Here is a 14,187-nt window from a genome sequence, read left to right on the forward strand (position 1 = left end):
TTATAACCTCCTATTCTTAAAGGAAGGTAAAGACATCCAATAATCCTGCTAAATTAATAGTTCGTTAAGAATTGCTTCACGGCCAGTTTATACTTAGCCATTACACTCAGACTAGACGAACCATAAATGGATAACAGGAGGATGTAAGGCTGTGCTTACTTTGTATAATTCCCCCTTACTGCTGCTCTAATCTCTATAGTTTCATCCTGCAGCGCACGATATGAACTAATGAAACGGAGTGAAGTGTATGCATCAACTATTGACATGGATAACTGAAACGGCGCTTCATCTTGTACATTCACTGGGGATCTGGGGGATATGGATCGGAATGATCCTGGAGAGCGCCTGCATCCCTATCCCCAGTGAGGTAATTATGCTCAGCGGCGGCTTTCTGGTTGCCCAGGGATCACTTTCATTTTTGGAAGTGGTCGTGGCAGGTTGTATTGGGAATCTCATCGGCTCGATCATTGCCTTTTATGTCGGCCGTGCCGGAGGAAGACGCTTGCTCGATAAATACGGCAAGTATATCCTGCTGAATGCGCATCATCTTGAGCAGGCGGAACGCTGGTTCAATAAATTTGGAGAGGGCACCGTATTTTTTACGCGGATGCTACCCTTTATACGGACCTTTATCTCTTTGCCGGCAGGAATTGCCGGAATGAAAACTTGGAGATTTATAGGATTTACCTTGCTGGGTTGTATCCCTTGGAATGTGGCTCTTGTCTATTTGGGATACCGTTTAGGCGGGAACTGGAGCGTCGTGGAACAGTATTTGCGCCCAGTCAGTTATGCGGTTGCCGGAGCCGTAGTGCTTCTGTTGGCATGGTGGTTACTTCGTAGAAAGAAAGAACGGGCAGTTTAAACAGTTTTACGTCTTAATAAATCCACCTTGTGCTTTTGGATTCTTCTTGAATTATCGTATGATAAGGAAATCATGGAACTAATAAGAGGCGGGTGATTGACCGGATATGTCCATACGTTTGAAATTTCTGCTGTCCTATGCGGCTATGCTGGTGGTACCGCTGCTTCTGCTTGTTCTTACTGCTCTGCTGCTGACGGTTGTCTATCACGGAGATGTGCAAAGTCTGAAAAGCGCATATGAGAGCAAATTTGAAGGAATGGAAGAGAGCGATACTCGTAACCTGATTAAACATACCTTCATGCAAAATACAGATTTACTTACAGATACAGCCTTTCTGGACGAATTATCTGCTGATATGCTCAAAAAAAACACGTCAATCTATATCCGCTCAGGGAATAAGTCACACTATGCCTCAGAGGATCTCCAGCTTAAACAGGGGTTAACCGATGAATTGCCGCCGTTCAAACAAGCGGGATCCCATAGCGAGCCTTTCAGAACGAAATATGACAATGACTGGTATAAGGTTGCCCAGTTCGATTTATTGTCCAGCCATGCAGAGCCGGTAAGCATTTTCCTGGTGAGTAAAATTGATCCTTTGGTTCATTTTGTGCGGACATTCTTCCCTATTCTGTTTCTGTCGACGATAGTCGTACTTCTGCTGACACATACCCTGCTGACAACCTATATGTCGAGAAGGATTATCCGCCCCTTGCTCGAACTGCGCAAAGCAGCCCGAATGGTGTCGGAGGGGGATTTGGATTTTCAGGTCCAGATTGACGGCAAGGATGAATTGGGGCAGCTTGGGTTGGCCTTTGAGGAAATGAGGTCCCGACTTCAGCAGTCTATACAGATTCAGCAGCAATATGAAACGAACCGTAAAGAGCTGATCACGAACATATCACATGATTTAAAAACGCCAATTACTGCTATAAAAGGCTATGTGGATGGAATATTGGAGGGCGTGGCAGATTCACCCGAAAAAAACGAGAAATATATGCGAACCATTGCTGCCAAAGCCGGTGAAATGGATCATCTGATTGATGAATTATTTTTGTACTCGAAGCTGGATATGCAGAAGCTGCCTTTTGCGTTTGAGTCGGTACGTATTGTGCCTTTTCTAAATGATTGGGCGGAGGAGCTCAAGGTGGAGCTGGAGAAGCAGGAGGTAGATCTGCGCATAGCGATAAACGGCGGGGAAGAGGCAAGGGTAGCTGTAGACCGTGATTCCTTCAAACGTGTGTTTGGCAATATCATTCAAAACAGTCTGAAGTACATGGATAAGCCGGAAAAGAGAATCACCATCCAAACCTCGATAGAAGCGCAGCAGTTTACTCTGGCCATTGGCGATAACGGATCGGGGATTCCGGCGGAGGCGGCTGGGCACATCTTTGAACGGTTTTACCGGGCAGAGCAGTCCAGGAATACAAAAACGGGCGGAAGCGGCCTGGGTCTTGCCATTGCCAAACAGATTATTGTGGAGCATGGAGGGACCATTTATGCGGATAGTGAGCTAGGCGAGGGGACCGTGATACACATTGTTTTACCGATTGAACAAGGAGGTGCTGGAGAATGAAACGAACGATACTGATTGTAGAAGATGAGTCTTCGATTGCCGAGCTTCAGCGGGATTACCTGGAGATGAACGGTTTTGAAACCGAAATCGCTGTTAATGGAGAACAAGGTCTTGAGCTTGGTCTTAGCGGCAAATTCGAATTAATTATACTGGATGTTATGCTGCCCAAGCTGAATGGCTTTGAGGTGTGCAAAAAAATCCGCGATGAACTGGACATTCCGATTCTTATGGTTACCGCCAGACGCGAGGATATTGACATTGTTCGCGGATTAGGCCTCGGTGCAGATGATTATATGACCAAACCCTTTAAACCCGGAGAACTGGTTGCCAGAGTAAAGGCCCATTTATCCCGGTATGACCGTTTGAAAGGGCGCGGCTCCTCTACAAGCGAATTGGAGATCAGAGGGCTTCGTCTGAATCCGGATGCCCGCAGCGCTTATGTCAGGGATGAGGAGATTACGCTGACGACCAAGGAATTTGATTTGCTATATTTTCTGGCGCTCCATCCCAATCATGTATTCAGCAAAGATCAGCTCTTTGAGCGCTTGTGGGGCGTAGACTCCCTGGGAGATACACAGACAGTGACTGTGCATATCCGCAAGCTGCGCGAAAAAATCGAAGAGAATTCGGCCAATCCGCTCTACATTGAGACGCTTTGGGGTTCCGGCTATCGTTTCCGTTCCTGAGTGCCTCTATGTACACATACAAGCCAATGCAAATCCATGGGATGCTGCTTTGGCTTTTTTTGTTGCTTAACGGGAGTTAAGAATTATTTAAGGGTCTGTTCACAGGCACTTTAGATTTACCCGTTAATCTAATAGCACGGGAAGCTTCCGGGAATAAAACTGAAGTATCCACACCAAGGGGGAGAGGTCATGGAATATATAGCCAAGCTAACAGGAGTCAGCAAAAAATTCCGTAACGGTAGAGGCATTAGCGGCATGGATATGGCGCTGCAGCAGGGAGATATCTACGGTTTGCTTGGACCCAACGGTGCCGGCAAAACCACACTTTTGAAAATGCTGACCGGCTTGATTTCTCCGAGCGTCGGAAACATTTCATTGTTTGGGCAAGATCTGGAGGAATCCTTATCAGCAGGTATGCGGAGTGTGGGCTGTATGATCGAATCCGCCGATTTTTATGATTATATCACAGCAGCACAATACTTAAAGCTAAACACCAACTTCTATCCGGAACTCAGGTCCCGGCGGATTGATGAAGTTCTTGAAGCGGTGGGTCTTGCCGCTTTTGCCAAAGAGAAAATAAGAAACTTCTCTACCGGCATGAAGCAAAAGCTCGCAATGGCTTCTTCTATTCTGCATTATCCGGAGCTCGTGATCTGGGATGAACCGACAAACGGGCTGGATATTGAAGGCGTTGTTCATTTTCGTGCGCTCGTTAAGCAATTATCCGTTGAAGAAGGAATTACCTTCCTGATTTCCAGCCACATGATTCATGAACTGGAGCAGCTATGCAATAGAGTGGGTATTTTGCATCAAGGCGTTTTGGTTCGCGAAGGTAATGTGCAGGAGCTGCTGACGGACAATATATCCCTGGAGGAGTATTATATTGCCGAATTACAAAAAGGGAAGGAGATGATGGAGCTTGGACGGCTTAACAGCAGGGCTTAAAAATGAAATACAGCTCATGATCTACCGCAAAAAAACAATTTTCTTCTTTTTGGTTTCCGCGTTGCTTCCTGTTCTGCTGATTATATTACTCCATACGCTTCAACCCATTCTAGGACTTGCTGCCATCAGCCCTTCTTATCCGGTTCAAATGCTGGAAATCTATACTGTATTCTTGATTCCCTTGTTTATGTTTCTAGAGATTGCCGATTGTTTTCCGCAGGAAATATCATCGCGCACCCTGAAGCTGGCGCTGCTGAGGCCGATCACAAGATTGGGGGCTTACACGGCAAAATTTCTGGCTCTCGGAGTGGCCATCGGCGTGTTGCTCATGCTTCTGGGTATCGTGAGCACGCTGTGCAATCTATTCTTCGGGACACCAGGGGCGGGAAGCATTAATCTCTTCGGTGTAGGGAAAGCCTACGCCGCAGCCTTCCTGTCCATGTGGTCTATGGCCGCCCTATTCGTATTCATCGCTCAATTTTTCCGCAGCGCCTCCGGGTTTCTGATATTTTCCATACTATTCTATACCGGAGCTAAGGCAGTTCCTTACCTTATAAACGGATTTTCTTCTTTCTCCATTACTGCCTATACAGATTGGTATTCGTTATGGTTAAGCCACAGCATCGCCAGCGGCAGGCTCGTTACATCTTCTTTATTCCTCTTGTCCAGTTTGGTTATGTTTCTAATGTTAGGCTATATCTTCTTTGAACGTAAGGAGGTCTAGCGGTTAAATTGCCTCAGGTTATGAACTTGTCAATTAATGCATAAATGAGAGGGGAATCCACCTATGAATACAATTCATCCGCCCGGGCAGGAAGAACGCCAGCTATGGAATAAGGTTCCACAAGTTACGATTTTCTTCTGGATTATTAAAATTATGGCCACCACTGTAGGTGAGACCGCAGCAGACTTTCTTAATTTCAATCTGAATTGGGGCCTGACCATCACAACGCTTGCGATCAGTGGTTTGCTCCTAATCTCCCTATACTTCCAGATGGACGCCAAAAAATACGTACCGTCATTGTATTGGATCACCGTTGTGCTGATAAGTGTGGTTGGTACACTGATCACCGATAATCTTGTAGACAATCTTGGAGTTCCGCTGGAATCAGCTACGCTTTGTTTCTCTATAGCTTTATTGATAACTTTTGTAGCTTGGTACGCCAGTGAGAAAACCTTGTCGATCCATTCCATTACCACTGCTAAGCGGGAAGCCTTCTACTGGCTGGCGATTCTTTTTACCTTCGCCTTGGGTACGGCTGCTGGTGATCTTGTCGCAGAGAGTATGAACTTGGGATATGGGGTCTCAGCGGTAATCTTCGCAATAATCATTGGTGCTGTTACCTTCGCGCACTTCCGTTTGAAGCTGAATGCTGTGGCTGCATTCTGGATCGCTTATATATTAACCCGTCCTTTGGGAGCCTCGCTCGGAGATTATTTATCGCAACCCCGCAGTGAAGGTGGACTTGAATTAGGTACGACCGGTACCAGCTTAATTTTTATTGTGATTATTTTCGGATTGATCCTGTATTTAACCAAGTCCAAGAAGGATCAGATTGCGGCTTAAGTTCGCTTGTCCCTGATCCAATACTTAAGATTTATTTAATAGTCTATTCACGGTGAATTTAGGAATATGGCTTAGGCTGAAGCAGCAAGTGAATTTAGCATTGAGAGGAAGATAGAAGAATGAAGAAGAAGTGGTTGTTAACTGGAAGCACGCTAGGAATTAGCGGTGCTATAATGCTGGCTACCGGATTTACGGTGTTTGCGGGAACCTCTGGTTATGATGATTACAAGGCTGCGCTGAAGAATACGGCGCAGAATCTGGAGAGTGTTACTGTCCAGGCGGAAGCTCGCCTTAAGGACAATGGCAGCCTGCTTAGCCAGGTGCAGAGCAATTTGAAGGCCAGCCTGCAGAATGAAGTGGTGAGCGGAACCGTCAAAATCGACGGCAGCGCTGGTTCGCAGAACATCAGCCTTTACAGTCAGCCGGATGGCCAAGTCTGGAAAAGTGATGCTTCCGATACTTACTATGTGAAGCAAGACCAAGCCGATAAGGATGATCAGACAGCGGGTAAGAAAACAAATGACGATGTTTGGTTCAGCAATCAGGGAGAGACGGTTATTGATGCGCTAATCGGGAACTTAAAGAATGAAATTACTTCTACTACCGGCAGTGACGGGTCCAAGAATATTTCACTTCAACTGGAAAGCGCGCAAATTCCGGCTGCCTTGCAGGCCCTGGCACCTATCGCCTTTAAACAACTGTCGGATCCTTCAGAACGAGGGGACCGTCCAGACAATGATTCGGTTGATATTCAAAGTGATCCCGAAGAACTGTTTCAACAAAGTCTGTTTAACATTAAGGAGATTGCTCTGACAGATGGTGTGCAAATTCAAAGCATCAGCCTGAATGCAGTGATTAATCCATCCAATGAAATTCAGCGCCAGCAATTTGAGATCACATTTACCGGACTGGACGCGAAGGGAGTATCCCATACCCTGACTGCCAACCTGGATGTCCAACTGTCCGGCATGAATGGAACAACTCCGGATACCATTGACTTGACCGGTAAGCATGTAGTGCAAGTAAAGGATGATCATGAAGACGGGCATCACGAATAACCCCGGCGGAGAATGACTATCCCATTGGATTGGAATACGGGCGGATTAAGGACATGACGTTCTTATCCGCTCTTCTTATAGCCACCTATATTAATAATTGCAGCAGAGAGGAGCGAACTATACATGTACGATTATATAATTGCTGTGATTCAAGGCATTGTCGAAGGAGTAACTGAATTTCTGCCGGTATCCTCCACAGGCCATTTAATACTTAGCGGTTCCCTTCTGGGATTCACCGGAGATAAAGCTGACACCTTTGAAATCATTATTCAACTGGGAGCCATTCTAGCCGTTGCAGTCATTTACTGGCGGAGGATTCTTGGTCTGCTAGGTCTGGTAAAAGCTGAATCCGGGAGCATGAACACAAATGGAGGGTGGAAATTGAATCTTATCCATATCATCCTGGCTTGTCTGCCCGCGATGGTGCTTGGACTCGTTCTTCATTCCTTCATCAAAACCTATCTGTTCTCTCCCTATACCGTGCTTGCTGGACTTGTGTTTGGAGGATTGTTTATGCTGTACGGCCAGAAGAGACAAATTGCGGTACTAGCGGAGAATATTGACCAGCTAACCTACAAGCAAGCCATTAAGATAGGTTTGTTCCAGTGTTTGGCCTTGTGGCCGGGCTTTTCCCGTTCCGGAGCAACAATCGCAGGGGGCTTGCTTGGGGGGGCAGGCTACAAAGCCGCAACTGATTTCTCCTTCCTTATTGCTATTCCGATGATGGTGGCAGCGAGTGGTTATGAACTTCTTAAGAGCTATCAAACCTTAACAGCGGCCGATGCCGGATTTTTCATCACCGGCTTTCTTGTAGCCTTTGTCGTTGCACTGCTGGCCGTAATTACATTCCTGAAGCTGCTGCAGCGGTTGAAGCTTGCACCCTTTGCTTATTACCGGTTTGTACTGGCTGCCGTATTTTTGATTTATCTGCTGGTTCGCTGATATCTCACTGGGTTTACAAAGGTTCTATCTCCAAATGTCGATAGGCTTGGCATCCCGGCTTTTACCGAGGGTGCTCAGCCCGTAGATATCTTCAAGGGTCCGCAACAATGAATAATGATTTGTTTTTACCGCTAGTGCACCTTTCTTAACATTAGCGCCGACGATGAATGTCGGTATTTTATTATGTTCGCTCATATCATCCTCATCCCAGGTTACAATGAGCAGACTGTTATGTTTAATGGCCCAGGCAGCATAGGAGGACAGATGATTCTTAAGCCACTGGTCCGCTGTTTTGACGCTGCCGTCATGCATATCATTATTCAGGCTCGGAATGACAAAAGAAACGGTCGGCAACTGATTGAAATCCTTGGGAAAATTGGATAACGGCATGTTGAGGCTGGCAGGCAAATTGGAGAAATTCACCCAGGGGTTATGTTTTCGTGCATATTTCGTCTTCAGATCATAAGGACCCGTATAGCCAACTTTAGGCAAGCCTTCGGAGTAGCCTCCAAATGTAAGTCCATGACGAATGAGCTCGGAAGCCAGATTAGCGCGGTGAATTGGAGCGTGGGAAAGGTCATCCGTAACCCCTTGATTAGAGCCGGAGAAGAGATCTAAATAGTTCGGCTGGCTTGGGTGTTCTATGGCATAATGGTTGGTAAGGCTCAAACCTTGTTTGGCCAGGCTGTTCATATACGGTGCAGATGGATTGTTTAGAATCTTGTGTGAGGAATGGTTTTCTTCGACTACAATGACGATATGCTCAATAGTTGGCTTAACAGCATTGGACTTATTCGCCGTCAGAGAAGTGGAAGCCAGCATAGCCGCACTGTCTGAAACGGGGTGGGCCGGAGAATTGACCCCTATTGTTATTAAAGCTATAGAAGCTATCATTAGTTTGGATTTGAACATTATCCTTACCTCTTTCGTATGTAAAATCTAGAGCATTTCTTATTCTACACTCTATTTATTAAAATTCTCTAAAGAATGAGAGCCGTTGTACAATTCAATCTGTCTGGACGGTTCAAGATATATCCAGACTAGTGTTCAGAGAACGGGAGAGATAACATTGAGCGCTTTATTCGAAGTACATTGCCGTAGGAACTGTCCGGTCAGCGGTTTAGCTAGGCGGTTTGCATAAGGGCAAATAGAAACAAGGCATTACCGGCACCCATAAGGGGTGCCGGTTTTTTCATTCTCAAGAAAGGTCATTTGTTTATCCGTTCATTATGAAAAAAAAGTAAAGATTGACATACTTAATAGTAATAATTACAATTAAACTCAATGTTAATAGTAATAATTACTATTAAAACTGCAATCCAATTCTAACCGCTTGGAAAGGAGTATATAAAACTTTCGGCATAGGGGTTCTGCCAGAAATCTTATCATTGCGAATTATCATTCTATGGAGGTATCAAATGAAAGAAAATCAAAAGAAACTCACAAACAAGCGAGCTTTTTCTTATGCAGCCTTGGTGTTGTCAGTGCTCTTATTGCTGGCCGGCTGTTCAACGGGTTCCAAGCAATCTGACCCTTCACCCGGCGCACAAAACACCAGCAAAGTGAAAGACGATTTAGTACTGGCCGTTGGTATCATGGATGGCGGACAGTTTGATCCTAAAAAAGGCTGGGGAATGACCCAAATCCGTCTGACCCATAGCTCACTGCTGGCTATCGACTCTGATCTCAACTTTATTGGGGATCTTGCAAAATCCTATACGATCAGTGAGGATGCACTAACATGGACCTTCCCGCTTCGCGAGGAAGCCAAATTCTCCAACGGGGAGCAGGTTACTCCGGAAGATGTCAAGTATACATACGAAATGCTCAAGGAAGACGGCATTAAATTCGATTTATCTTTCGTTAAGTCGATTGATGTATTAGAGAACAACACGATCGCTATTACGCTTAATGAACCGCGCTCTACCTTTGTAAGCCAGCTTACAGAGATCGGAATTGTGCCTAAGGCCCACTATGATGAACATTATTCCGAGAACCCGGTCGGTTCCGGCCCTTATAAGGTGGTTCAATACAATGAAGGACAGCAAGTTATCATGGAATACAATACGTACTGGTACGGCAAAGAGCCGCAGTTCAAAAAATTGACCTTCCTGCTTCTCGAAGAAGATGCCGCCCTTGCCGCCGCAAAAGCTGGAGAAGCCGACATTGTCTACGTTCCGCCGACTTTCGCAGAGCAAAAGGTAGAGGGAATGACCCTACGCAGCTATGAGAGTATTGATTCCCGCGGGATCATGCTGCCTGCAGTCCCTAGCGGCGGTAAAGGCTTGACCAATGGCAAGGAAGTGGAAACAGGTAATGATGTGACCTCAGATCTCGCTATCCGTCAGGCACTTAATGTTGGTCTGGACCGCCAGAAGCTACTGGATGTGGCACTTGATGGACATGGTAAAAAAGCATATTCCCTCGCCGATGGTTTGCCATGGTTTAACGAAAAAACCGTGATCGAGGACGGGAACATTGAAGCGGCAACCAAAATCCTCGCCGATAGCGGCTGGGTAGATACGAACAAGGACGGCATTGTGGAAAAAGACGGCCGCAAGGCTGAGTTTGACATGTATTTCAGCTCCAGTGACCAGCTTCGCAGTGACCTGTCCCTAGCTGCTGCAGATCAAGCGAGTGCTTTCGGCATCAAGATCAACCTCATCGGGGTTACATGGGATGAGATTTATCTTAAAGGCAAGACAGCAGCAGTGGCATGGGGAGGAGGTAGGCATCACCCTTACCAGCTGTATACGATGAATGCCTCAGACCAAATCGACAAGGGCATTGGCAATATGTCTAATTACCACAATCCCAAGGTGGATGAGTACCTGCATCAGGCGCTCACGTCTTCCTCACTCGAAGAGGCCAATAAATACTGGAAGCTTGCCCAATGGGATGGAGAAACGGGCTTCAGTGGCATCGGAGATGCTCCGATCGTTTGGCTGGTGCGCGTTGACCACTTGTATTTGGCCAATGAGAAGCTGGATCTTGGTAAACAGCCGATTCACTCGCACGGTCATGAGTGGGCATTATTCGGCAATGTAACCGAATGGACATGGGGTAAGTAGGAAGGGGAAATATTGTGGCCAAAAGCATCGTTATTCGCCTGATTCGCGTTGTAACCCTGCTGATCGGATTATCCATTCTGACCTTTTCACTTATTCATCTGTCTCCAATGGACCCGGTCAATGCCTATATCGGTGGGGACAGCTCAGCGTCGCCAGAGCAAATTGAAAAAATCAAACAATATTGGGGTGTAGACAAAAGCCCGGTGGAACAATACCTTGCTTGGGCAAAAGCATTGCTGCAAGGCAACTTTGGGATTTCAAAGCTGTATCGCAGCCCGGTCATCGACATTATCCAAAGCCGGTTTTTAACATCACTTGCTTTAATGGGGACAGCATGGATTTTATCGGGAGTCATCGGATATGTACTAGGAATGACTGCCGCAATGAACCGGGGCAAATGGATGGACAAGCTCATTAAATGGTACAGCTATACGCTGGTATCCACTCCAATCTTCTGGATGGGCCTCATTCTATTAATCGTATTTGCTGTCTGGCTTAAATGGTTTCCTGTGGGTTTGGCCATGCCGGCCGGGGTGATGGAAAGTGATGTGCGGTTCATCGACCGGATTCATCACTTTGTGCTGCCTGCTCTGACATTGAGCATTCTGGGAGTCGCCAATGTTGCGATGCACACCCGCGAGAAAATGATTGATATTCTAAACACAGAGTATGTCATTTTTGCCAGAGCAAGAGGGGAAAGCAAGTGGCAGATATTTAAAAATCATGGTGTTCGAAATTCGATCATTCCCGCGATTTCCCTGCAATTTGCCTACTTTGGCGAACTTTTTGGGGGCTCTATGCTGGCCGAGCAGGTATTTGCTTATCCCGGGCTGGGCAGCACCTTGACCACTGCAGGTTTAAAGGGGGACCTCCCGTTAATGGTGGGCATTATTCTGATTAGCTCCTTGTTTGTTTTTGCAGGGAATCTGATCGCCGACATTTTGAATAAGGTTGTAGATCCGCGCATGAAGGGGGAGGCCTGAGATGCTGACCATACCTGAAGGAATGAATGTACGCAAGAAAATGATTCTGCTGCTTGCGTTGTCTTCCGGCTTTCTGCTGGCCATATTGATTCTCAGCTTTTGGCTGAGCAATGACAATCTCCGATTGAGTGCGGCAAGCAAGAATCTTGCCCCAAATCTTCAATATATATTCGGTACAGACTGGCTCGGCAGAGATATGTTCACACGTACCCTCAAAGGACTGCGCCTCTCACTGGCGGTAGGAGCGTTCGCCTCCATCCTCAGTGTCATCATCGCTACTGTAATGGGGATTTGTGCGGCGACCTTTGGCAAGACAGTAGATGCCGTCATTTCCTGGTTAATTGATTTGTTTATCGGTATGCCTCATCTCGTGTTTATGGTTTTGATCTGCTTCATTGCAGGTGGTGGAATACAAGGCATCGTACTCGGTGTATCCCTTACGCATTGGACAGGGCTGGCAAGGGTAGTCCGTTCCGAAGTGCTGCAAATTAAAGGTGCGGAATACATTCAAATCTCTAAAAGCTATGGAAAATCAGCTTGGTATATCGCAACAAAACATATACTGCCTTCTATTTTCCCCCAAATTATGATTGGTTTTCTGCTGATGTTTCCGCATGTGATTTTGCATGAAGCCGCATTAACATTCCTGGGTTTCGGGCTTTCTCCTCAAACTCCGGCTATTGGGATCATATTATCTGAAGCGATGAACCATATTTCAACCGGCAAATGGTGGCTGGTGGTGTTTCCGGGACTGCTTCTGGTCGTAGTGGTTAAGAGCTTTGACAGTATCGGCGAACAGCTTCGTATTCTGATGGAGCCTGCCAGTTCCAATGAATAGAGGGATGGATAATGACTAATGTACAGAATAAACGGCTGTTGCAGGTTGAGAACCTGTCCATTGGCTTTTCACAATATGTGAAAGGTACGCAAAGACGGATGATCCAACCGATAACGGATATGCATGTGGACATTGATGAAGGTGAAATTGTTGCCGTGGTAGGAGCGAGCGGTTCAGGGAAAAGCCTGTTGGCACATGCTGTGCTGGGTATCTTGCCAGGCAATGCGATCAGCAGCGGAAGCATCTTATACCAGGGAGAAGAGTTGACGCAAAAGAGAAAGGAACAGCTCCGGGGCCGGGAGATCTCATTCATTCCACAGTCCGTCAATTATCTTGATCCTCTTATGCGAGTCGGGAAGCAGGTACAGATCGGGCTGGATCAGGCAACCGCACAGGCTAAGCAAGAAGAGCTATTCGCAAGGTATGACCTGAAAAAAAGTGATGGACGTCTGTTTCCGTTTGAATTATCGGGCGGGATGCTGCGCAGGGTGTTGTTCGCGACAAGTGTCAGAGAAGGGGTGAAGCTGGTTATTGCCGATGAGCCGACCCCCGGAATTCATCCGCAGGCACTCTCCGAAATCTTGCGGCAACTTAAGCAATTCGCTAAAGAGGGGGCCGGAGTAATGCTGATTACTCACGATATCATGTCGGCGCTGGAAATTGCTGACCGGGTGGCCGTGATCAAGGATGGAACAACAGTGGAAATCTCCGCCGTTTCGGCTTTTGAAGGCAAAGGGGAACGATTAAAAACCGATTACACCCGAAGGTTATGGCGGGCCTTGCCGCAGAATGATTTTGATTTGGAATTTAAGCGAGAGGAGGCGGAGTCATGTCTCTGATCGGAGAAAGCTTAGGTCATTATTATCAAAAAGACCGCTGGATTTTTAAAGAGATCAACCTGTCAGTAGCCCCGGGCGAGGTTCTTGGGTTATCAGGTTACAGCGGATGCGGAAAAACTACACTGTCCCGAATATTGGCCGGGTATATCCCCCCGCGTGAAGGGAAGGTAACGTCAGATCAGATAGACATGAAGGGGCCGGGATTTCGGCCTGTCCAGTTAATCTACCAGCATCCGGAAAAAGCGATTAACCCCAAGTGGCGTATGCGGGATGTTGTAACGGAGTCCTATACTCCTTCTCAGGACATTCTGGATGCTTTCGAAATCCGCAAGGAATGGATGGACCGTTGGCCGATTGAACTCTCAGGGGGAGAGAAGCAGCGCTTCTGCATCGTCCGTTCCCTGAATCCTGCCACCAAATATATTATTGCCGACGAGATGACCACAATGCTGGACGCTATTACACAGGCACAAATCTGGAACACTTTTCTCCGCATTTGTAAAAGCAGGGAAATTGGAGTTATTGTGGTCAGCCACGAGACCAGCCTTCTGAACCGGATATGCGATACGATCTATAAGGTGGGCAGCAGTTAAAAAAAGGAACATCTGTAAGGTCATTAGCCCTACGGATGTTCTTTTTTAGCCTGCATAGTTTTATAATGAGAATAATGCGGATGATCCGTTGTTATTGTATTATTCGATTCAAATACCAGCCAAAAATTATATGAATAAGGTTTACAATCCTAACATATCAAACTATGATTTAGCTTGAATATAGATGACAAATCTCATAGGAATTAATATTTACATCACACTAACGGAGG

General features: G+C 46.4%; 14 protein-coding genes. 13 read left to right on the top strand and 1 reads right to left on the bottom strand.

Going from position 1 to position 14,187, the window contains the following annotated elements:
* The first annotated feature begins 247 nt into the window (after window positions 1-247).
* The 8 genes from H70357_RS16780 to H70357_RS16815 all read left to right on the top strand — a co-directional run bounded on the left by H70357_RS16780 (window position 248) and on the right by H70357_RS16815 (window position 7,633).
* The gene (locus H70357_RS16780) at window positions 248-862 is read left to right on the top strand and encodes a DedA family protein (RefSeq protein ID WP_038591740.1); all 615 of its coding nucleotides are present in this window, start codon (window positions 248-250) and stop codon (window positions 860-862) included.
* 106 nt (window positions 863-968) lie between these two features.
* Entirely contained in the window at window positions 969-2,435 is a 1,467-nt protein-coding gene (locus H70357_RS16785; protein ID WP_038591743.1) for a sensor histidine kinase, read from the top strand.
* Entirely contained in the window at window positions 2,432-3,121 is a 690-nt protein-coding gene (locus H70357_RS16790; protein WP_038591746.1) for a response regulator transcription factor, read from the top strand. Before H70357_RS16785 ends, H70357_RS16790 begins: the two co-directional genes overlap by 4 nt.
* A gap of 189 nt (window positions 3,122-3,310) precedes the next feature.
* Window positions 3,311-4,066: an ABC transporter ATP-binding protein gene (locus H70357_RS16795; RefSeq protein ID WP_038591749.1), complete on the top strand. Its 756-nt coding sequence runs from the start codon at window positions 3,311-3,313 to the stop codon at window positions 4,064-4,066.
* Entirely contained in the window at window positions 4,041-4,790 is a 750-nt protein-coding gene (locus H70357_RS16800) for an ABC transporter permease (RefSeq protein WP_038591752.1), read from the top strand. Before H70357_RS16795 ends, H70357_RS16800 begins: the two co-directional genes overlap by 26 nt.
* Before the next feature lie 63 nt (window positions 4,791-4,853).
* Window positions 4,854-5,633, top strand: coding sequence for a COG4705 family protein (locus H70357_RS16805; protein ID WP_038591755.1), 780 nt, complete (start codon window positions 4,854-4,856; stop codon window positions 5,631-5,633).
* Window positions 5,634-5,752: 119 nt separating this feature from the next.
* Window positions 5,753-6,691: a hypothetical protein gene (locus tag H70357_RS16810; RefSeq protein WP_038591758.1), complete on the top strand. Its 939-nt coding sequence runs from the start codon at window positions 5,753-5,755 to the stop codon at window positions 6,689-6,691.
* A gap of 123 nt (window positions 6,692-6,814) precedes the next feature.
* Entirely contained in the window at window positions 6,815-7,633 is an 819-nt protein-coding gene (locus H70357_RS16815) for an undecaprenyl-diphosphate phosphatase (protein ID WP_038591761.1), read from the top strand.
* Window positions 7,634-7,657: 24 nt separating this feature from the next.
* On the opposite strand, the gene H70357_RS16820 is transcribed toward H70357_RS16815, so the two are convergent.
* Complete coding sequence (locus H70357_RS16820; RefSeq protein ID WP_038591764.1) at window positions 7,658-8,545, bottom strand: alkaline phosphatase family protein; 888 nt, start codon at window positions 8,543-8,545, stop codon at window positions 7,658-7,660.
* A 506-nt stretch (window positions 8,546-9,051) separates the two neighbouring features.
* On the opposite strand from H70357_RS16820, the gene H70357_RS16825 reads away from it, so the two are divergent.
* The 5 genes from H70357_RS16825 to H70357_RS16845 are packed head-to-tail and all read left to right on the top strand — an operon-like array spanning window position 9,052 to window position 13,957.
* Window positions 9,052-10,704, top strand: a complete 1,653-nt coding sequence (locus tag H70357_RS16825; RefSeq protein ID WP_052092072.1) for an ABC transporter substrate-binding protein — start codon at window positions 9,052-9,054, stop codon at window positions 10,702-10,704.
* Between the two features lie 14 nt (window positions 10,705-10,718).
* Complete coding sequence (locus H70357_RS16830; protein WP_038591767.1) at window positions 10,719-11,687, top strand: ABC transporter permease; 969 nt, start codon at window positions 10,719-10,721, stop codon at window positions 11,685-11,687.
* Window position 11,688: 1 nt separating this feature from the next.
* Window positions 11,689-12,525: an ABC transporter permease gene (locus H70357_RS16835; protein ID WP_038591770.1), complete on the top strand. Its 837-nt coding sequence runs from the start codon at window positions 11,689-11,691 to the stop codon at window positions 12,523-12,525.
* An 11-nt stretch (window positions 12,526-12,536) separates the two neighbouring features.
* Window positions 12,537-13,364 carry an ATP-binding cassette domain-containing protein gene (locus H70357_RS16840; RefSeq protein ID WP_038591774.1) on the top strand — a complete coding sequence of 276 codons (828 nt, stop codon included), beginning with the start codon at window positions 12,537-12,539 and terminating at the stop codon, window positions 13,362-13,364.
* Window positions 13,355-13,957: an ABC transporter ATP-binding protein gene (locus tag H70357_RS16845; protein ID WP_038591777.1), complete on the top strand. Its 603-nt coding sequence runs from the start codon at window positions 13,355-13,357 to the stop codon at window positions 13,955-13,957. Before H70357_RS16840 ends, H70357_RS16845 begins: the two co-directional genes overlap by 10 nt.
* The last annotated feature ends 230 nt before the right edge of the window (window positions 13,958-14,187 follow it).

It is taken from the genome of Paenibacillus sp. FSL H7-0357 (assembly GCF_000758525.1).
Lineage (GTDB): Bacteria > Bacillota > Bacilli > Paenibacillales > Paenibacillaceae > Paenibacillus_AQ.